Annotated in this window: 18 protein-coding genes; 7 read left to right on the plus strand and 11 right to left on the minus strand. The window is 59.2% G+C overall.

Annotation, left to right across the window (positions count from 1 at the left end; all coding sequences use genetic code 11):
* Positions 1–8 precede the first annotated feature (8 nt).
* Complete coding sequence (locus AC4LF3_RS03025; RefSeq protein ID WP_037030731.1) at positions 9–959, minus strand: PDR/VanB family oxidoreductase; 951 nt, start codon at positions 957–959, stop codon at positions 9–11.
* A gap of 81 nt (positions 960–1,040) precedes the next feature.
* Positions 1,041–2,102 carry an aromatic ring-hydroxylating dioxygenase subunit alpha gene (locus AC4LF3_RS03030; RefSeq protein ID WP_122043540.1) on the minus strand — a complete coding sequence of 354 codons (1,062 nt, stop codon included), beginning with the start codon at positions 2,100–2,102 and terminating at the stop codon, positions 1,041–1,043.
* A gap of 227 nt (positions 2,103–2,329) precedes the next feature.
* Here AC4LF3_RS03030 and AC4LF3_RS03035 point away from each other — a divergent pair, with 227 nt between their 5' ends.
* The 6 genes from AC4LF3_RS03035 to AC4LF3_RS03060 all read left to right on the plus strand — a co-directional run bounded on the left by AC4LF3_RS03035 (position 2,330) and on the right by AC4LF3_RS03060 (position 7,065).
* On the plus strand, positions 2,330–3,043 hold the full coding sequence (locus AC4LF3_RS03035) for a GntR family transcriptional regulator (RefSeq protein ID WP_312270571.1): 714 nt from the start codon (positions 2,330–2,332) through the stop codon (positions 3,041–3,043).
* 86 nt (positions 3,044–3,129) lie between these two features.
* Positions 3,130–3,876, plus strand: coding sequence for an SDR family oxidoreductase (locus AC4LF3_RS03040; protein WP_312270570.1), 747 nt, complete (start codon positions 3,130–3,132; stop codon positions 3,874–3,876).
* Positions 3,877–3,970: 94 nt separating this feature from the next.
* Positions 3,971–6,031, plus strand: coding sequence for an AsmA family protein (locus AC4LF3_RS03045; RefSeq protein WP_491834745.1), 2,061 nt, complete (start codon positions 3,971–3,973; stop codon positions 6,029–6,031).
* A 119-nt stretch (positions 6,032–6,150) separates the two neighbouring features.
* On the plus strand, positions 6,151–6,387 hold the full coding sequence (locus tag AC4LF3_RS03050; RefSeq protein ID WP_010796957.1) for a hypothetical protein: 237 nt from the start codon (positions 6,151–6,153) through the stop codon (positions 6,385–6,387).
* Complete coding sequence (locus tag AC4LF3_RS03055; protein ID WP_122043537.1) at positions 6,384–6,629, plus strand: YgdI/YgdR family lipoprotein; 246 nt, start codon at positions 6,384–6,386, stop codon at positions 6,627–6,629. Before AC4LF3_RS03050 ends, AC4LF3_RS03055 begins: the two co-directional genes overlap by 4 nt.
* Positions 6,630–6,651: 22 nt before the next feature.
* Complete coding sequence (locus tag AC4LF3_RS03060; RefSeq protein ID WP_010796959.1) at positions 6,652–7,065, plus strand: Rho termination factor N-terminal domain-containing protein; 414 nt, start codon at positions 6,652–6,654, stop codon at positions 7,063–7,065.
* Positions 7,066–7,219: 154 nt separating this feature from the next.
* Here the strand turns inward: AC4LF3_RS03060 and scpC are convergent, their stop codons facing one another.
* From scpC to AC4LF3_RS03085, 5 genes are all read right to left on the minus strand, one after another.
* Positions 7,220–8,755, minus strand: coding sequence for a succinyl-CoA:acetate CoA-transferase ScpC (gene scpC, locus AC4LF3_RS03065; protein ID WP_491834746.1), 1,536 nt, complete (start codon positions 8,753–8,755; stop codon positions 7,220–7,222).
* Positions 8,756–8,924: 169 nt separating this feature from the next.
* Positions 8,925–10,169, minus strand: coding sequence for a complex I 51 kDa subunit family protein (locus tag AC4LF3_RS03070; RefSeq protein WP_491834747.1), 1,245 nt, complete (start codon positions 10,167–10,169; stop codon positions 8,925–8,927).
* 11 nt (positions 10,170–10,180) lie between these two features.
* Entirely contained in the window at positions 10,181–11,836 is a 1,656-nt protein-coding gene (locus tag AC4LF3_RS03075) for an FAD-binding protein (RefSeq protein WP_491834748.1), read from the minus strand.
* Positions 11,837–11,846: 10 nt separating this feature from the next.
* Positions 11,847–12,482, minus strand: a complete 636-nt coding sequence (locus tag AC4LF3_RS03080) for a 4Fe-4S dicluster domain-containing protein (protein WP_491834749.1) — start codon at positions 12,480–12,482, stop codon at positions 11,847–11,849.
* 175 nt (positions 12,483–12,657) lie between these two features.
* Positions 12,658–13,920, minus strand: coding sequence for a cation:proton antiporter (locus tag AC4LF3_RS03085; protein WP_312270567.1), 1,263 nt, complete (start codon positions 13,918–13,920; stop codon positions 12,658–12,660).
* Positions 13,921–14,199: 279 nt separating this feature from the next.
* Between AC4LF3_RS03085 and AC4LF3_RS03090 the strand changes: the two genes are divergently transcribed.
* On the plus strand, positions 14,200–14,586 hold the full coding sequence (locus AC4LF3_RS03090; protein WP_010796965.1) for an MAPEG family protein: 387 nt from the start codon (positions 14,200–14,202) through the stop codon (positions 14,584–14,586).
* Between the two features lie 62 nt (positions 14,587–14,648).
* On the opposite strand, the gene AC4LF3_RS03095 is transcribed toward AC4LF3_RS03090, so the two are convergent.
* The 4 genes from AC4LF3_RS03095 to AC4LF3_RS03110 are packed head-to-tail and all read right to left on the minus strand — an operon-like array spanning position 14,649 to position 19,341.
* A complete protein-coding gene (locus tag AC4LF3_RS03095; protein ID WP_491834750.1) occupies positions 14,649–16,178 on the minus strand; it encodes a DHA2 family efflux MFS transporter permease subunit in 1,530 nt (509 codons plus the stop codon).
* Positions 16,179–16,189: 11 nt separating this feature from the next.
* Positions 16,190–17,389, minus strand: a complete 1,200-nt coding sequence (locus tag AC4LF3_RS03100) for an HlyD family secretion protein (protein WP_491834751.1) — start codon at positions 17,387–17,389, stop codon at positions 16,190–16,192.
* Positions 17,390–17,399: 10 nt separating this feature from the next.
* Positions 17,400–18,866, minus strand: coding sequence for an efflux transporter outer membrane subunit (locus AC4LF3_RS03105; protein WP_150348070.1), 1,467 nt, complete (start codon positions 18,864–18,866; stop codon positions 17,400–17,402).
* 4 nt (positions 18,867–18,870) lie between these two features.
* The gene (locus AC4LF3_RS03110) at positions 18,871–19,341 is read right to left on the minus strand and encodes a MarR family transcriptional regulator (protein WP_491834752.1); all 471 of its coding nucleotides are present in this window, start codon (positions 19,339–19,341) and stop codon (positions 18,871–18,873) included.
* Between the last annotated feature and the right edge of the window lie 58 nt (positions 19,342–19,399).

Here is a 19,399-nt window from a genome sequence, read left to right on the forward strand (position 1 = left end):
CAGGCCTATCAGATATCCAGGACCAGCACAGCGCTCTTGGCGCGTGAGCAACAGGGCGTGAATTGATCGTTCGCAGCCTGTTCATCCTCTGTCATGAACATGTCCCGGTGTTCTGGCGTACCGTCCAGCACGCGGGTCAGACAGGTGCCGCAGATACCTTGCTCACAGGACATCGGAATGTCGAACCCTGCCTCCAGCAGAACGTCGAGTGCGGTACGTTCAGCGGGAACATGCAGGGTCTGTCCGGTGCTGGCAATCCTGAGGTCGAAGCTGCCATCGTTGGAGGTATCGGTGGGTGCTGCCGCAAAATATTCACGATGCAGTTGCTCCTCCGGCCAACCGTTGGCTTTGGCTGTGCTGAGAACGTACTCCATGAAGCCTGTCGGGCCGCACACGTACACGTGTACATCCGGCTCCGGCTGGCCCAGCACTTGAGTGGCGTCCAGCTTCTGCTGCGCGGGGCCATCGTCATGGTGAAAATGTACCTGACCGGCAAACGGTGAGGTGCTGATTCGCTCGACGAATGCCGTGCGATCGGCGGAGCGGGTGCAGTAATGCATCTCGAAGTCTGCGGCCATATTCGACAGACGCTCGGCCATGCACAGAATGGGCGTCACGCCGATACCGCCAGCAAACAGCAGGCTGCGTTTGGCGCCATGTGCCAGGGGAAACAGATTGCGCGGCTCGCTGATAGTGAGGTGTGTACCTTCCTTGAGCTGATGAACACCGAGCGAGCCGCCACGGGAGGCGGGGTCCTTGAGAACGGCAATCTGATAGCGATGGCGCTCGCTTGGCGGGTTGCAGAGCGAATATTGCCGAACGATGCCATCCGGCAAGTGCACATCGATATGCGAGCCGGCACTGAATTCCGGCAAGGGTGAGCCATCGACACTGGCCAGCTCGAGGCTGCAGATGTCCGTGGCTTCGGTTTTCTTCGAAACGATCAGAACGTCGATCACGATAAAGTCCTCGGCTGAGTGGCCTGCCATGCAAGCCACCTCAATAGCAGGCGCCTCTGTACGAAGGAGGCGCCAGGGGCATCAGGCGGTAGCAATCATGCCCAGCGGGGCAGCTGCGCTACGCTCGCTTTCGATGAGGCGATCCAGAATCCGGCGCGACTGTACGCCGCCCGCGTCGATGTTCAGCTTCAGCAGTTGCCGTTCGGGATAGGCCAGCAGGTTCTGTTGCTGACGTTCCAGCATTTCCAGGTCTTCGGAGAAGATCTTGCCCTGGCCTTCACGGATGGTCGCCGTCAGCGCCTCGTCTTCAGGTCTGAAATTGCGCGCCATGCCCCAGAAGTACCAGATAGAGGTCTCGGTCTCCGGTGTAATGAAATCGACCACAATGCTGGAGGCCTTGTATTTGGGATCGGCCTCGTAACCGCCATGCCCGGCATGGGCCACACCCACTTCAATCAGAACATGGCTTGGTGGCGTGAAGCGGCAGATCTGCCAGCGATCCACGGGGACGTCATCCGCCAGGTTGTTGCCGCGCAAGGCCATGCGCCAGAAGGGCGGGGCCATGATGTTTTCCATATGGCGGCTAGTGATGACGGTATCGCCTTCCACTTTCGTGATGGGTGCGGCTTCATCGATCTCCTTCTGCCCGATGCTGCTGGCATGGACATAGGTCTCATGGGTCAGGTCCATGAGGTTGTCGATCATCAGGCGATAGTCACAGTTGATGTGATACAGGCCGCCGCCATATGCCCACTCGGGGTTGTCGGCCCATTCCAGATGATGAATCAGGGCAGGATCGGCTTTTTCGGCCTCGCCGGTCCAGACCCAGATGAAGCCGTAGCGCTCTTCGACCGGATATTGACGGATACAGGGGAAACCACGAACGCGCTGGCCTGGCATGGCAACGGTCTTGCCATCGCAGCCCATCTCCAGGCCGTGATAGCCGCATACAAGGACACCGTCACGTACAAAGCCCAGCGAGAGCGGGGCGCCACGGTGAGGGCAGAAATCCTCCAGGGCCGCGACCTTGCCTTCCGGACCACGGTAGAAAACGATCTTTTCACCACAAATCTGACGACCGAGCGGTTTATCGGCGATCTCGTCAGGCGTACAGGCTACATACCACGTATTTTTCGGGAACATGGTGGGCTCCTCGCAGGGCTGTTTTGTTTTTATTGGATCCAATACTTCGCGCTATACAGATCCTGAGTCAATCTATAAGTCACTATTGGATCCATTTTTAGTGCGATTAACGGCCATTGGGTTCGACGAACGCCGGGTTGCTCCCTGACGATAGCTGCCGCAGGTGTCGTGCCCAGCCGGAAGCTGCCTGCGCTAAGATGAATTGATTACAGCGCCGAGAGGACCTCATGAGCAAGCCAGGACAACGGGTGTTGGTCACATTACGGAAAATGATCGTGTCCGGTGAATTACCGGCCGGTGAGCGGCTGGTGGAAATTCCTACTGCCGAGCGGCTGGGGGTTTCGCGCATGCCGGTGCGTATGGCCTTTCGGACGCTGGAGCAGGAAGGATTGCTGTCCAAGAACGAAGGCCGTGGCTATACCGTGCGGACGGTGACTGGCGAAGAGATCGCGGGTGCGGTGGAAGTCCGGGGTGTATTGGAGGGGCTGGCGGCGCGACAGGCGGCAGAACGCGGTTTGGATCCAACGACTCAGGAAGCCTTGCAGCAGTGCCTTGCCACGGGAGATGTCCTGTTTGCCAAAGGTTATGTCACCGAGGAAGACATGGAGGTTTACCATGATTTCAACCGGCGCTTTCATCAGGTCATCATTGAGGCCAGCGGTAATCCTGCGATCAGTCATGCCTTGGCGCGTAACGATCACTTGCCGTTTGCCTCGGTCAGCTCGCTGGCAGTGGATCGCAACGACATGGCCCGAGAATATCGGCGCTTCAACTTTGCGCACATGCAGCACCATGCCATCGTCGATGCCCTGGTAAACAGACAGGGCGCGCGTGCAGAAGCTCTCATGCGCGAGCATGCCAACGCGACGATGCGCTATGCCGACCTGTTTGGCTCCCCGCACACCGATCACAAGGGGCTCAAGGTCATTCGCGATATGTAACAGCACCTGTCCTATTCGCCTTGCCGCTCGCACCCTCACCAATTCCTGCCTAAGCTGAGCGGACTTTCCGAATAAGAGAGGCCTCCATGAGCAAGATTATTCTGATTACCGGCGCCAGCCGGGGTATCGGTCGTGAAGCAGCGCGACTGGCCGGTGCACGCGGCTGGCGTGTGGGTGTGAACTACACGGCTGACGAGACGGCGGCTAATGAATGTGTGGCGCTGGTAGAGCAGGCTGGTGGCGAGGCGATTGCCATTCGCGGCGATGTGTCCGTCGAGGCGGACGTTCTGGCCATGTTCGATACCATTCAACACAAGTTTGGCGGGCTGGACGGGTTGGTCAACAACGCCGGTATTACGGGGCAGTCCCTGCAGCTCGCCGATATGCCCATCGACCGTATGCGGCGCATGTTCGAGGTGAACATCCTGGGCGCCTTCCTGTGCGCGCGTGAGGCTGCACGGCGCATGTCTACCGAGCGAGGCGGCCGAGGCGGGGTGATCGTAAATGTGTCTTCGGTTGCCTCGCGGCTGGGTTCACCCAATGAATACGTCGATTATGCTGCGTCCAAAGGCGCAATCGACACCATGACGCTAGGGCTTTCCAAAGAGCTGGGACCGCAGGGCGTGCGCGTCAACGCGGTACGTCCTGGTCTGACCCTGACCGAGATTCATGCCAGTGGCGGCGATCCTGACCGCGGTTTGCGGCTTGGTGTCACGACGCCCATGGGCCGGGCAGGTGAGCCGCAAGAGATTGCCGCCGGAATCATCTGGTTGCTGTCGGATGAGGCCTCTTATGCCAGCGGTGCGATACTCGACATTTCTGGAGGTCGCTGAGCAAGCGGTTGAACCACTGCCGTTCGTCGTTGACGTAGTAGGTACATGGCATAACGTCGTGACCTTCTGATGGCTGGCGAAACGGAGAAAAGGCGTGACACGGACCCGGAAAATCATCGTCTGGACGCTAGGCATCCTGGTGGCGTTAATCGTCGTGATGATCGTCTTCGTCTCGACGTTCGACTGGAACCGGCTCAAGCCTACCCTCAATGACAAGGCGTCAGCCGCACTCAACCGTTCGTTCGCCATCAACGGCAATCTGGGTGTGGACTGGCGCCGCGAAACAGATCAAGGCGGCTGGCGGGCCTGGGTCCCGTGGCCGCACATCTCGGCGGAAAACATCGAGATCGGCAACCCCTCCTGGGCAAGCAATCCACGCTTCGTGCACCTGGACCGGGTACAGTTGCGGATCTCGCCTCTGGCGCTTTTGAGCAAGCAGGTCTATATCCCACGTATCGACGTGACCAAGCCGGAAGCCAACCTGCAACGCCTGGTCGATGGCCGTAATACCTGGACCTTTGACCAAGGCGACAAACAGGAAAAGAATCCAAACGAAGCATCCTCAGCCTGGACCGTAGACATCGGCACCATTGGCTTTGACGCCGGCCGCGTTGCTTATGACGATGACATCGTTCAGGCCCATGTCAAAACCACTATCACTTCACTGGATGCGCCGATTGCCTATGCCGACATCGTTGGGCAGGCCGGGACTCAGCGGCAGCGGGCCAATGTCAAGCAGACCCAGGCACTGCAATTTGGCTGGACCGTAAAGGGCCGGTACAAAGAACAACCCGTGGAGGGCAGCGGCAAGATCGGTGGGCTGCTGGCATTGCATGATCCGGACGCACCCTTTCCCATTCAGGCCGATGTCCGCGCGGGTGCCACGCACCTGAATGTCTTCGGAACGCTGACCGAACCGCTCAAGCTGGGGGCTCTGGATCTGCGGCTCAAACTGTCCGGACAGAGCCTGGGGCAGCTCTATCGCCTGACGGGCGTAACGCTCCCGGAAACGGCGCCGTACTCGACTGATGGACACCTTACCATTGTCCTCAACGACCCGGCCGGGCCACGTTTCCAATACGAGGACTTTTCTGGAAAGGTAGGGCAGAGCGATCTTCATGGAGATCTGCAATATACAGGGGGCAAGCCACGGCCAAAACTGACCGGCGAACTGACCTCAAATCAGCTGCTTTTTGCTGATCTGGCGCCTCTTATCGGCGCCGACTCTGCCGAGCAGAAGCAGGCCCGCGGTGAAGAGAACAAGCAGCCTGCGGAAAAGGCGCTACCTGTCTCCGAGTTTCGTACCGAACGGTGGCGCGCCATGGATGCCGACGTGAAGTTTACCGGCCAGCGCATCGTTCAGAATGCCTCATTGCCGCTGTCTGATCTGTATTTGCATCTGAAGCTGACCGATGGCGTCCTGCTCATCGATCCACTGCGCTTTGGCGCCGCAGGCGGTGCGCTGAATAGCACGGTTCGGCTGGAAGGAGACAAGAGCCCCATGCCCGCCCGGATGGATCTGCACATACGGGGCGTCAAACTCAAGCAGCTGTTCCCTACGGTTGAAGCTATGCGTGACAGCTTTGGCGAACTCAACGGTGATGCCACCCTGACGGGAACGGGTAACTCGGTCGCAGCACTGCTGGGCAGCAGCAATGGTGAACTCAAGGTGCTGATGAATGATGGCTCCATCAGTCGTAGTCTGATGGAAATCGCTGGCCTCAATGTGGGCAACTATCTGGTCAGCCGCCTGTTTGGTGACGATGAGGTGGCGATCAATTGCGCTGCGTCGGATCTGCAGGTCACGAATGGACTGATGAAGACGCGTGTCTTCGTATTCGATACGGAAAACGCTTTGATCAACATCGACGGCACCGTCAACTTTGCTAACGAGCAGATTGACCTGTCCATTGAGCCGCACAGCAAGGGCTATCGCATCTTCTCGCTCCGCTCGCCTTTGTATGTGCGGGGAACATTGAAGAATCCTTCGCCAGGCGTCAAACCCTTGCCCTTGGCTGCACGGGGCGCCGCTGCCGCACTGCTTGCCACATTTGCCGCCCCGGCTGCGGGCCTGCTGGCACTTGTGGCCCCGAGCAATAACAGTCAGGACAACCAGTGCAAGGCCCTGCTTCAACAGATGAAAAGAGGGAACTAATCAGGCTTTACCGTTTATCTGCCAAGCCGCAACGAAGCGACCGTTCAGCGGGCGTGACAGAACAAGTGAAGGGTTATACCTCTCAAAACAGGTGTATCTCACTCAGGGAGACCGAAGCCATGAGCGATATGGGCCAGGAGTATGAAATTCACTACAAACTGCTGGGCGAGCCCCACACCGACCGCATTGCCGACCTGAATGTACCGGTCACCGATGTGGTTCGTGAGCTGGCCGTCAAGCATCTGATTGCCGTCAACGATGCACAGTACCTGCTGTTCGATCTCGAACCGGGCTTGCCTATCGTGGGCATCAGTGATGTTTCGATCCACCGACTGGATGATGGAGTAGCGCAATGATTCGCGCATTCAGGGAAAACCTGACACAGAGTTTTGCGGGTGTATTACTGCTGCTGAGCGCTGTTGTTTTGGGCGGTTGTTCCACCGCCACGGTTGTGACCCTGCAGGATGGTACCGAGTACATCACCCAGGACAAACCCAACACTAAAACTGCCGATGGTTTCTATGAATTCAAAGACGTTTCCGGCCGCCAGATTCGCGTCCGGGCTGATGACGTAGCAACGATCAAAGCCGAAGACTGATCCGTCTGAACAGGAGGCACCTATGCCACGCGGCGACAAGTCAACCTACAGCGATAAACAAAAGCGCAAGGCCGAGCACATTGAGGAAAGCTACGAAGCCAAGGGCATGTCGGAAGATCAGGCGGAGGCGCGTGCCTGGGCTACCGTCAACAAGCAGTCTGGTGGCGGCAACAAGAGTGGCTCCGGCAAACAGAAAAGCGAGACGGCCAAGCGCGCCGATCGTAAGGACTCTGCTCGCCGTGCGGTCGCAACCAAGCATGGGCATTCGCCGAATTCAGGACGCTCACCCAGTCGTAGCGCGTCGACGCGCGGACGTCGCGGCAGTACATCGCTGAGTGACATGACACGTGATGAACTAATGAAGAAAGCCGCAGAGCAAGGCGTTACCGGTCGCTCGCGCATGAAGAAAGACGAGTTGATCAAGGCCCTGAGCTGACTAACCCGATTTCGAGTTACACAGACCTCTTCTGCATACCGTAGGTATGTGGTCTGTGCGGGAGCAGCTGGCGCATTAGGTGACCCTGCCCCACTTTGAGCGTATAAAAAGCCCCAGCGCCTAATAGACGCTGGGGCTTTTCGTCAGGGCAGGATCAATCCTGTGCCTGATTGGCTTCCGGACGGAACATGCTGCCCGTCACCAGATAGCGTTCATGCCAGGAGAGGGCTTCCGGCAACAGGTGAGGCGTGTGTTTGCCGTAGCTGCCACTGTTGGCCCGATCGATGTAGTCCGCCAGCATGTCGCGATAGCTGGGGTGAACGCATTTTTCCAGGATGACCTTGGCACGCTGCTTAGGACTGAGCATGCGCAGATCAGCCAGACCCTGATCGGTCACGATGACACTGACATCGTGCTCGGTGTGATCGACATGACTCACCATCGGCACAATCGTGGAGATCAGGCCATTTTTTGCCGTGCTCGGCGCCATAAAGACTGACAGGTAGGCATTACGGGCAAAGTCGCCTGAGCCACCGATGCCGTTCATCATCTGTGTGCCCATGAGGTGCGTGGAGTTCACGTTGCCGTAAATGTCGGCCTCGATCATTCCGTTGAGTGCGATACAGCCCAGGCGACGCACCAGCTCGGGGTGGTTGCTCACGCCTTGCTGGCGCAGGATGATTTTCTTGCGCAGCATTTCCGAGTGTTCGAGGAAACGCTCGATACCGGCCGGGCTCAGGGAGAACGAGGTAGCAGCAGCCAGGTCCATCTTGCCGCTGATCAGGAGTTCGAGCATGCCGTCCTGGATCACTTCGGTAAAGGCGGTCAGGCCCGCGAATTCGCTTTCGCCCAGCCCCTGCATGAAGGCATTGGCGATGTTGCCGACCCCGGACTGGATCGGTAGCAGGTTGGCCGGAATACGACCCTGACGCACTTCGAAGCGCAGGAAATCGATCATATGCTCGGCAATGGCCTTGGAGGCAGCATCCGGTGCCTTGAACGGGCTGTTGCGGTCTGGCGCGTCGGTCTCGACCACGGCCACTACTTTCTCCAACGGCACCTGCAAATAAGGCTCACCTACACGCTCACCCGGATGGGTCAGTGGGATAGGGGTACGGTTGGGCGGCAAGGCGGTGTCATAGAAGATGTCGTGCATACCGTCGAGCGCATCCGGCTGCCAGCGGTTCACCTCCAGAATCACGGCATCGGCCATGTCCAGCCAGGTCTTGTTGTTGCCGACCGAGGAGGAGGGTACCAGGCTGCCGTCTTCACGAATGGCGGTTACTTCCACCACGGCAATGTCAACCTTGCCGAAAAAGCCGTAGCGAACCTTTTCAGCCAGTTGCCCCAGATGAATATCCATGTAATCCAGCTGGCCGGCATTGATGCGGCTGCGCAGCTCGGGGTCGGACTGGAACGGTACACGCAACTCGATACCGTCGACGCGGGCCAGCGCACCGTCCAGTTCAGGCGCAGTGGATGCGCCCGTCAGGACACGAATACGAAACGGCTCGCCTCGGCCATGGGCTTCGGTGATGTGCTGGGCCAAGGCACCAGGAACGGCCTTGGGGTAACCTGCGCCGGTAAAACCGCTCATGCCAACGGTCATGCCATGGCGAATATGGCGAGCTGCCTGCTCGGCAGACATGCGTAGGGCAGCGAACGCGGGGTGGCGGATGCGATCACTCATCAGTGGAACCTCACAGCAAGGATAGAAGCATGCCCGCTTTCCAGTCTTATCATTGTCATGACGGGGCGGAGCTGCGGGCACCGTAGACCAAAACTAACGTTAGCGCCCTAATCAATAGGTCGTATTCTGCCCCATTGATAAGCGCGCTAGAGCGGCCAATTGTCGCAGATTAGTCGATCAGTTGCCGCTGATAATCTTCCCTGAACTGCATTAGTGAGCTACGCACGACTGTTACTGCGCCGTCGATCAAGCCGCAGCGCCCGCTGCCGGGCAGTAACTCGCACAAGCTTTCCAGGGCACGCAGATCACTGTGCAGACCGCCACCGGTATCGATCCGTCGTAGCAGGCGAGACAGCTGATAAGTGCCTGTTTTACAAGGTGGACATTGCCCGCAGGAACCTGCAGCAAAGAAGTCCACATACTCGGCCACCTTGCGTACGATGCTGGTGCCTTCGGAGATCACAATCATGGCCCCGGTCCCCAGGCTGGATCCGCGTGCCTTCACAGAATCGAAATCCAGCGCTACATCAAGGTGCTGTTCGGTTAACAGTGTATTAGATGGACCGCCGGTAAAGACGGCCTTGAAGGCGCGGCCCTGCAGCATGCCGCCGCCGTGCTCGAAAATGAGCGCGCGCAGCGACGTACCCATCGGCAGTTCGTACAGCCCCGGCTTGAGCACATCGCCGGAAAGCGAGTAGAGCTTGGTACCTGCAGCGCTGCCCATACCCAGATGGCGATACCAGTCTGCACCGTGCCGCAGAATATGCGGGACGTTGGCCAGCGTCTCGGTGTTGTTGATAAGGGTAGGCTTGTTATCCACCCCGCACTCGGCCGGGTAGGGTGGCTTGCGATGGGGGAAGGGAAAGCCTCCATCGAGGGTGGCAATGACGGCTGTTTCCTCGCCTCCAATGTACAGCCCCGAGCTTTCCACTACGCGCAGGTCGATTGGTCGACCCTGCAGGGCTGCCAGCTCTTGAAAGAGCGGCTCTGTCTGCCATTGCTGTACGGCCTGTCTCAATGACGCGACGGACGCGTTCTGATGGGGATTCACATAGAGCAGTACATGGTTGGCCCCAATGGCCGTGGCGGCAATCAGCGCACCTTCGATAACTTGATGCGGAGATTTTTCCAGCAGTACGCGATCCTTGAAGGTGCCGGGCTCATCTTCATTGCCGTTGCAGACGACGTATTTATCCAGGTATGACGGTTGCGCAGCCGCAGGTGCCCATTTGCGATGGGTAGGAAAGCCGGCACCTCCCATACCCCTTAGGCCGGCTTCCTCCAGAAGGGGGATGATGGCGTGTGGCGCGGCCAGTGCCTGACGTAATCCCTGGCCGCCGCCCTGAGCAAACCAGGCTTGCAGATTGGCTCCGACCTGGGCTGAGGGTGAGAGCAGAACAGGTGTGAAACTCATGACGGTACTCCTCAGGACGGCGTCATGCCGGCCAGCATGGCCTGAACGGCACCGGGTGCGCTGGCACGCAGGGCCACATCGCGGCGCAGATCGAAATTGCCGTAATCAGGAAACAGACAGGGGCCGCAGACATGGGTGGGCAGCCCTGCCAATGTGATTTGCCGCTGCCAGTCGTACAGGTGATACAGACCTACCTTGGGGGCGGGTTTCGGACTGGCTGTCGCGCCTGCATGCTGCCCCGCCCGGCGGCCGAACGCGATGATTTCCAGCAAGGCATTGCCCATCATGCGGTTACGGCCGTGGATGCCACCGCTGATTTCGCCTGCGCAATACAGGCCGGGTATGGCTGTCGCGCCGTGTTCGTCGATTTCCACACCGCCGTTCTGGTAGTGCAGGGTAGGCCGTACCATCATGGGCTCGATCTTGGGATCGATTCCGCAGCGATGGGCCAGATGCCCCAGACTGACCAGTCGCTCTTCCAGGATGCCCGGATGCCTGCGCTCAAGACCGGGGGTATCCAGGAAGACGCCCAGATTACCGTCACGCTCCACCCCACGGCCCTCTGCGCACTCCTTGAGAATGGCAGCGGCCACTACATCGCGTGGTTGCAGCTCATCAACAAAGCGCCTGCCTTCACCATTGATCAGCCAGGCGCCAGCAGAGCGCGCCGCCTCGGAAATCAAGCCGCCAACCAGGTGCGAAGGCCAGGCCAGGCCGGTCGGGTGGTACTGGAACGAATCCAGCTCCCGCAGTCGAGCGCCCATCCTATAGGCGAGCACCAGTCCGTCTGCGGTTGCACCGTAGTGGTTGGATGTTGGGAAGTCGTTCAGGTGCAGCCGTCCCGCGCCGCCTGTCGCCAGGATTACCCGGCTGGCGCGTACCAGAATGAACCCATGCCAGTCGAGGTTGTACAGCACGGCTCCTACGCATTGGCCGCTCTCGTCGGAGAGCAGCTCTACCAGCGGGCAGCGATTCCACAGCGAGATACGGTCATCCAGCTCCACGGCCTCACGCAGGACGCGCATCAGCTCAAGGCCGGTATAGTCGCGGTAGGAAAGGATGCGGGCGCATGTTGCACCGCCGGGTTTCTTACGTAAGAGTTTGCCACCTACCGGGCTGCCTTCGGCCAGGTCGAACAGCATGCCGCGGCTAATCAGCCAACGAATGCAATCAGGTCCCGACTCTGCCAGGCGAGCCACCAGCGTACGGTCTGCACACAGGTGGCCGGCGCGCAGGGTGTCCTCGAAGTGACGCTGCAGGCTGTCCTCTTCACCGACAGCGGCCTGGATCCCGCCTTCCGCCATGACGGTATTGCTGTCACCCAGGCGTAGCTTGGTCGCCAGGATGACGCGTCGCCCCTGTTCGGCGGCTGTCAGCGCGGCCGCACAGCCCGCACCGCCGCCTCCGATGACCAGTACTTCGGTATTGATGACCGGTGCACCTGCCAGATCGGCATCACTGATCTGCGCATTGCTCTGCAGTAGGGCGGCCAGCCGGGAGGGGCATTCATCACCGCGGTTGGCCCCGATGCTCAGGCGAGTACGAGTACCCTCCTGGTAATCCGGGTGATAGCGTTGCAACAATGGTGTTTTGTCCACTGCCGGGGGCGCCATGCCGTCGCACCGGCTCAGGTTCGCCAGGGCAAGTTCGTAGGCAATTCCGCTCATGGCCAAATCCTCAGGTGAGCTCGACGTTTGGATCGACCGGCATGACGCCCAGGTCGATCTGACGTAGTCGCAGCAGCAGGTCGGAAGGACGCAACATCACGGATGCCGTCATCCGGCGAATGTACAGCCCCAGGTGGTTGGGCGAGATGTGTTCCGGGCAGGCAATGGTGCAGAGGTTGCACATGATGCATTCATCGAACACCTTGGTTGCGCTCAAATCGCCCGACGCGGCCAGGTTTACGCCTTTCTGGACTTCAAGATGCTTGGGACAGGCACGGTCGCATCCGCCGCAGTGCCGACAGTGGCTGGCTTCGGGAAAGGCGCTGTTGATGCGGTCCAGCAGGTTCCAGGTATCGTCCCAGTCATTGGTGGTGTAGGTGTGATGGCGGTTCATCGGCAGGTGATCCAGAAAGCTGACCTGCATGCCGTCCTCCACGGCGGTTTCACAAGCCAGGGCCGTCGTGACTTCACGCGAATCCTTGCGGCGCAGCAGCACGCGGCAGGAGCCGCATACACCTTGGCCCATGCAGCCGACACCATCGGTGAGCGGCTGTCCGGAGTCGATCACCGCCTCTAGAAGCGAGCGGCTGGTTGAAGTCTCAATACTGTGGCCGTTGATGGTCACGCGGGCGCTGAGGTCTGTCATAACACCTCCCTGACAGTCAGTGCGGGCGCGGAGTACGCCTTGATTAGCGCAAGGATAGACAGGCAGCCGTCAGTGCATACTGACCTGGCTCAATAGGCGGGAGGAATGGCTGGGTGACCGACGAAAGGCCATCCGGGCGGTGCTACGGTCAGGACGGCCGTAGCACCGGTGACGCTTAGTGCCCGTGCTGATCAGGCTCCGAGGGAGCGTTACCTGTCACGCGACGTACGACGCGTCCGATGGTCAGGCCCTGCATGAGAATCGAGAACAGCACCAATATGTAAGTGATGGTCAGGATCAGGTCCCGCTCCGGACCTACCGGTAGCGACAGGGCCAGCGCCACTGAAATCCCGCCCCGCAGTGCGCCCCAGGTCAGAATGCCCATGGTGCCCTTGGCCATGTGTCGCCAGTGCGGCGTCAGCATCACGACCGGTGTCACGCTGATCCAGCGGATAAGCAGGATGGCCAGGGTAAAGGCCACAGCGGCGGCCAGGTGCAGTCCTGTCACAGGCAGTAGCAAAAGCTCCATGCCGATGAGCACGAACAGCATGGCATTGAGGATCTCGTCGATCAGCTCCCAGAAGCCGTCCACATAGCGGCGTGTGGTATCGGACATCGCTTTTTCACGGCCACGATTGCCGATGAACAGGCCGGCCACGACCATCGCAATCGGACCGGATACATGCAGGTGGGGAGCCACGGCAGCGCCGCCAATAACCAGCGCAAGCGTCAGGAGTACCTCGATCTGGTACTGATCGATGCTTTTGAGCATCCGGTAGGTGACATAGCCGATCACCGAGCCGAACAGGATGCCGCCCAAGGCTTCCTCGACAAACAGCATGACGGCGTGCCCGGCGGAGGGTGTCTCGCCGGAGGCGAGAATGCCGAGCAGCACGGTAAACACCACAACGGCAACGCCGTCATTGAACAGGGACTCACCCACGATGGTGATTTCCAATGACTTTGGCGCCTTGGCTGAACGCAGGATTCCAAGAACGGCAATCGGGTCGGTTGGAGAAATCAGCGCGCCAAACAGTAGGCAATACACCAGGTCTACATGCCAGCCCAGCAAGGGAAAGACGTAATAGGCCGTTCCGCCGATCAGGGCGGTAGAAACGAGAACGCCCAGGGTAGCCAGAAGGCCGATCGGCCAGCGGTAGCTGCGAAGATCCTGAACATTGACGTGCAAGGCACCGGCAAACAACAGGAATGACAACATCCAGTTCATCAATAGTTCGTTGAAGTCGATTCTCTGGATCAGCTGTTCAATGGTTTCCTCCAGCATGGGAAACCCCAGCGCCGACGCAATTTGCAGCAGCACACTGAACACCAGTGCGATCACCATGACGCCGATCGTGGGCGGCAGACCGACGAACCGGTAGTTCACATAAGTGAGCAGCGCAGTAAAACAGATAAAGGCAGCGGCGAGTTCAAGCATTGAACATCCTTTCAGTACAGCGATAGAAAGTAGAGGCCATGATGGCCATTAGGTAATTCTCATTAAGAACACCTATAGACGCGGAAAGTTACAGTTTTTTAGGGCAACGGCTGCGGACAGAAGTCACAACGGTAGCCAAGGCCATGAGGGTGCCTGGATCATCTTGTTGATATGTCCGTCTCGCTGGAAAGCAGATATCAAGCGTGCAGAGTCTGGAAAAGCTCTAACCTTTGGCTTATAAACAGGTCACTATCAGGTCTGCCAATTCAAGGAATTCCCATGACGTTCGGCTACTGGTGCATCCTATTCGCCTACCTCATTCCCTATGGCGCCGCGGCGTACGCAAAATTTACCGGCAGTGGCTTTACGCCGGACAACAACCGGCATCCACGTGATTTCCTTGCCAAGCTGGAAGGGCCCCAGGCGCGTGCCAACGCAGCGCAGCAGAATGCGTTTGAAATTACACCGCTGTTTGCCGCTGCCGTGATCGTGGCGCATGTCACCGGAGGTGCGGCTCAGGGAACGATCAATTTCCTGGCGCTCCTGTTCGTAGTCAGCCGTATCATTTATACCTGGCTGTATATCAAGGACCGTGCTACCCAGCGCTCCAAGGTATGGGCCCTCGGCATGCTGTGTATTGTTTTTCTTTTCTTCGCTGCGGTCTGATTTGCGTCGACTGATCAATCGCCAAAATAAAAGGCCGGCATGTTTCCATGCCGGCCTTTTTGTCAGTGATCGCCGCCAGCAGGGGCGGCGCCCTTGGCGCCAAAGGGTGGTTTGGCCAACCAGATGATCAGGAACAGGCCCATGAACATCCAGCCGAGCAGCGTGAAATAATCAATAGTGGACAGCATATAGGCCTGACTTTCGACCACGCGATCGAGCTGGGCGTACGTGGCGTGAGAGGGGCCCCCCAGCATCGAAATGTAGTCCCGTGTCGCTGGGTCGTACACCGTTACCTGCTCGGTCAGCTGAGCATGGTGGAACGTGGCGCGGCGTGCCCAGATCCAGGTCGTCAGTGACGACGCGAAACTACCGCCCAGTACCCGTAAAAATGTCGCAAGCCCGGAGCCGTCCGCAATGTCTTTAGGCGGCAGGCTGGACAACAGAATGCTGGTCGTAGGCATGAAAAACAGCGCAATTCCCAGCCCCATGAACATCTGCACTTCGGCGATATGGCGATAATCAACCTCGGTATTGAACGTGGCACGCATGAAGCACGAGGCACCGATCACCAGGAAGGAGCCCCCGGCAAGCAGGCGTAGGTCTGTCTTATGGGCGAACCGGCCAACCAGCGGCGACAGGAACACAGGCAAAAATCCCATCGGCGCAGCGGCCAAACCTGCCCAGACCGGTGTATAACCCAACTGAGTTTGCAGCCACTGGGGCAGAAGCAGGTTGATGCCAAAGAAGCCTGAATAGCCCAGTACCAGGGCCAGCGTTCCGAATGTGAAGTTACGGTATTTGAATAGCCGCAGGTTCACGATGGGATGCTTGTCGGTCAGCTCCCAGATTACACAGGCTATCAACGCGATGACGGCAATCAAGCTACCAATGACAATGAAGTTTGATTCGAACCAGTCCAGGTCATTGCCTTTATCCAGTACAACCTGCAGGGCACCGACACCGATTACCAGAAGCGTCAGGCCGACATAGTCGATCGGCTGCCGAATGATCTGCTCCGGCTTTTTGCCCAGCTGTGCCCAAACCACCAGGGTGGCAAAGATACCGATGGGAACGTTGATAAAGAAAATCCAGGGCCAGGTGTAGTTATCCGTGATCCATCCACCGGCAATCGGGCCAATGATAGGAGCCACCACCGTGACCATGGCCAGGAGCGCCAGGGCCATCCCTCGCTTGGCGGCCGGAAAGATTGATAGCAGCAGCGTCTGGGCCATGGGATATAGCGGCCCGGCCACGAACCCTTGCAGCGCCCGGAAAAATACCAGTTGTGGCATTGATTGCGCGATGCCACACAGGAACGAAGTGATAACGAATAGCACCACCGCAGCAAGGAACAACTTTACCTCACCGAAGCGACGTGCCATCCAGCCGGTCAGGGGCAGGGCAATCGCGTTGCTGACAGCAAACGATGTGATTACCCATGTACCCTGCTCGGAGCTTACGCCTAGATTGCCTGAAATCGTGGTCAGGGCCACGTTGGCAATGGTGGTATCCAGCACCTGCATGAAGGTGGCCAGCGACAGGCCGACCGTGGCGAGCACCAGGCTCGCCGGGCGGAATGCAGAATCGCTCATGTGATCTCCGATTAGCGCTTGGCTACATCACGGGAGGCCGGGCCGTTCTCGTGGATCAGACGCTCGATCAGGCGATCGGCATCCTCCAGCTGGCGGGTATAGACGTCGGTAGCATAACGGGGCTGGGCCAGCGACTTCTGCGCCAGTACCGGGCCGTCCAAGTCATGCAGGTCGACGTCGACGTTCATCGACAGGCCAATGCGCAGCGGGTGCTTTTCCAGCGCATCCTGATCCAGGCGAATCCGCACGGGTAGGCGCTGCACGATCTTGATCCAGTTGCCGCTGGCATTCTGGGCAGGCAGCAGGGAAAACGCGCTGCCGGTGCCGACCCCCAGGCTCTCTACCGTACCGTGATACTTCACATCTTCACCGTACAGGTCGGAATGAATTTCCACCGGCTGACCGATGCGCATGTCGCTGAGCTGGGTTTCCTTGAAGTTGGCGTCGATCCAGATCTGATCCAGCGGCACCACGGCCATCAGTGCTGTGCCCGGTTGTACACGGCTGCCAACCTGTACCGAGCGCTGGGCTACATAGCCTGTCACCGGTGCAATGATGGTGCTGCGGGCATTGTTCAGATAGGCCTGACGCAGCTGGGCGGCGGCGGCTTTCACATTGGGATGTGACGCGATCACCGTATCGTCTACCAGTGCACGGCTGGTACTGAGTTGTTGCTCGGCGCTGGTCAGTGCATTTTCAGCTGCGTTCAGCGTATCACGGGCATGGGACAGTTCTTCCTGCGAGATCGCACCGCCGCGTGCCAGGTCCTGGCGACGCTTGTAGTCGGATCGTGCACGTTCCAGCTCGACCTTGCGTGAAGCTACCTGGGCCTTGTAGCTGTCCACGTTGCTGTACAGGCCGCGGACCTGACGAACCGTCTTGGCCAGATTGGCCTCAGCGCTCTGCAGCGCGACTTCGGTGTCGCTCGGGTCGAACTTCACCAGGACCTGACCCTCATGCACCAAGTCACCATCGTCAGCGGTAATGCTGACAACCGTACCGGTCACCTGCGGCATGATCTGGACAACGTTGCCGCTCACATAGGCATCATCGGTGCCCTCATGAAAACGGCCATAGAGTGTGTGATAGAAGTAAGCGCCCACTGCTCCCAGGATGACGAGCAGAAGCAGGAGCAAAAGAAAGAACTTGCGCTTGCCGGATTTGGGCTTGCTGTTCTCGTTAGTGGCGGTTTGTGCGTTTGATTCAGCCATGTCTTACGTCTCAGCGATCCGAAGTTACACGTGGGCCCGGTTGCAGCGCCGGTGTGTCAGAAGAGGGTTCAAAGCCACCGCCCAAGGCCTGCATCAGCAAAACGGAGGTATCGATACGCTCCGTCGCGAGGCTGGCCAGCTGGCGGTCTGCTTGAAGCAGTTGTTGCTCGACGCTCAGCGCGTCGAGATAACTGCCGATACCGGCGCCGTAACGCTGCATCGCGATGTCGAAAGACGCCTGAGCAATGTCGCGGGCACGCTGCTGTTCCTGAATCTGCTGATTCAGCGAGCGCAGCCGGGAAATACTGTCGCCGATATCACCAAGGGCATTGACCAGCGTCTGGTTGTACTGGGCGACAGCCAGGTCGTAATCGGCGTTGCGGCTGGCCAGGTCAGCCCGGCGGCGACCACCGTCAAAGATCGGCAGCGACAGGGCTGGACCGATATTGAAGAAGCGGCTGGGTGCTCCAAACAGGGCGTCGCCCAGCAGGGCATCGGTACCGGCCGCGGCGACCAGGTTGAGGTTTGGATAGAAATTGGTCCGGCTTGAATCAATGTCCTGCGAAGCGGCCTCCACACGCCAGCGTGCGGCTACCAGGTCGGGACGACGACCGATCAGCTCGGCAGGCAGTTGGCTGGGCAGTGCGATTGTCTTGGGTGCAATCAGTTGTGGACGACCAATGCTGGCACCCCGGTCAGGACCTTTACCCAACAGGACGGCCAGACGGATCTGCGCACTTTCTACAGACTGCTTGGCAGCGGTGAGCTGCGCCTCCGAGGCGGCCTCCAGGCTCTGGGTCTGTTGCAGCTGGAACTCACTGTCCAGGCCCGCCGAGACACGCCGCTGGGCAAGATCGAGCATGCCGCGGGTACGCTTGAGGTCTTGCTCGGCCAGGTCGAGCATGACGTAAGCCTGACCCAGTTGGTTGTAGGCGCGTGTAACGTTGGCGGCCACGGTCAGCTCAGCGGCCTTGCGGTCTACCTCGCTGGCGCGGGCGCGGCCCAAAGCGGCTTCCCAGGCGGCGCGTTGGCCACCCCAGAGGTCGAAGGTATAACTGCCGTTAATAGATAGCTCGCGCAGCGTGCTATAGCGCCCGCCCTGGCCGGTCGGATCATCGCGACGTGACAGCCGGGAGCGGGTTATCGAAGCGTTGCCATCGAGCGTCGGCTGGCGATCGGCGTTTGCCGCAATCACCGCTGCATTGGCCTGACGGGAGCGGGCATCGGCCACCTGGAGGTCCGGGCTCGATTGCAGCGCTTCACGGATGAGGCTGTCGAGTTGGCGATCTCCCAAGGTGTTCCACCAGTCGCTTTTCGGCCAGGCAGCCGGTGACAGGGCAGAACCCGCAACGGTCTGCTCGCTGTGCAGGCTCGCTGCGTCAAGCGCCCGGCCTTCTGTATGCAGGCCTGTGGGTGACGCGCAACCCGACAGCACCAAGGCAATGGCCAGGGCTGAGAGAGGGTATTTAAGGCACATGGCGTTATTGTTCTCCTTCATTGGCCGGGACCAGACCGGCCGGAACCAATATCTTCTTGAGCAGGCGCTCCAGCTCATCGGTCTCGGAATGGGTCAGCTCGCCGGTCAGGTCGTTCATGGCGTCAGCTGCAATCTGCGGGATCTGTTTGCTCAAGCTGTGGCCCTGCTCGGTGAGCTCGAGGCGAACCTGTCGTCTATCGGTGGTGCTGCGCACGCGAGCAATCAGGTCCTTGCTTTCCAGCCGGTCGATCATGCGGGTCATGGCGCCACTGTCGAGGGACAGGCAACGGCACAGCTCTGCAGGCGTATCCGCCGTATTGCGTGCCAGCATCAGCAACACCTTGAACTGGGCAGCCGTGATGTCATAAGTGACAAGGTGCTTGTCCAGCAGGCGATCCTTGAGCGAATTGACCAAGTGGATCAGATGGCCGAGCGAGTAACGCAGCGAAAAATTATCTGGTTTGAAACGTGTCATGGCAGTATCTGCCCAGGCAGCTAAGTCTGAGTAGAATACTGCCTAGGCAGCTATCTGT

Source organism: Pseudomonas sp. C2.3V (genome assembly GCF_058536325.1).

Coding starts and splice junctions, on each gene's coding strand:
- AC4LF3_RS03030 (WP_122043540.1), bottom strand. CDS start 2,102: ATGTTCCCGAAAAATACGTGGTATGTAGCCTGTACGCCTGACGAGATC.
- AC4LF3_RS03035 (WP_312270571.1), top strand. CDS start 2,330: ATGAGCAAGCCAGGACAACGGGTGTTGGTCACATTACGGAAAATGATC.
- AC4LF3_RS03040 (WP_312270570.1), top strand. CDS start 3,130: ATGAGCAAGATTATTCTGATTACCGGCGCCAGCCGGGGTATCGGTCGT.
- AC4LF3_RS03050 (WP_010796957.1), top strand. CDS start 6,151: ATGAGCGATATGGGCCAGGAGTATGAAATTCACTACAAACTGCTGGGC.
- AC4LF3_RS03055 (WP_122043537.1), top strand. CDS start 6,384: ATGATTCGCGCATTCAGGGAAAACCTGACACAGAGTTTTGCGGGTGTA.
- AC4LF3_RS03060 (WP_010796959.1), top strand. CDS start 6,652: ATGCCACGCGGCGACAAGTCAACCTACAGCGATAAACAAAAGCGCAAG.
- scpC (WP_491834746.1), bottom strand. CDS start 8,755: ATGAGTGATCGCATCCGCCACCCCGCGTTCGCTGCCCTACGCATGTCT.
- AC4LF3_RS03070 (WP_491834747.1), bottom strand. CDS start 10,169: ATGAGTTTCACACCTGTTCTGCTCTCACCCTCAGCCCAGGTCGGAGCC.
- AC4LF3_RS03075 (WP_491834748.1), bottom strand. CDS start 11,836: ATGAGCGGAATTGCCTACGAACTTGCCCTGGCGAACCTGAGCCGGTGC.
- AC4LF3_RS03080 (WP_491834749.1), bottom strand. CDS start 12,482: ATGACAGACCTCAGCGCCCGCGTGACCATCAACGGCCACAGTATTGAG.
- AC4LF3_RS03085 (WP_312270567.1), bottom strand. CDS start 13,920: ATGCTTGAACTCGCCGCTGCCTTTATCTGTTTTACTGCGCTGCTCACT.
- AC4LF3_RS03090 (WP_010796965.1), top strand. CDS start 14,200: ATGACGTTCGGCTACTGGTGCATCCTATTCGCCTACCTCATTCCCTAT.
- AC4LF3_RS03095 (WP_491834750.1), bottom strand. CDS start 16,178: ATGAGCGATTCTGCATTCCGCCCGGCGAGCCTGGTGCTCGCCACGGTC.
- AC4LF3_RS03100 (WP_491834751.1), bottom strand. CDS start 17,389: ATGGCTGAATCAAACGCACAAACCGCCACTAACGAGAACAGCAAGCCC.
- AC4LF3_RS03105 (WP_150348070.1), bottom strand. CDS start 18,866: ATGTGCCTTAAATACCCTCTCTCAGCCCTGGCCATTGCCTTGGTGCTG.
- AC4LF3_RS03110 (WP_491834752.1), bottom strand. CDS start 19,341: ATGACACGTTTCAAACCAGATAATTTTTCGCTGCGTTACTCGCTCGGC.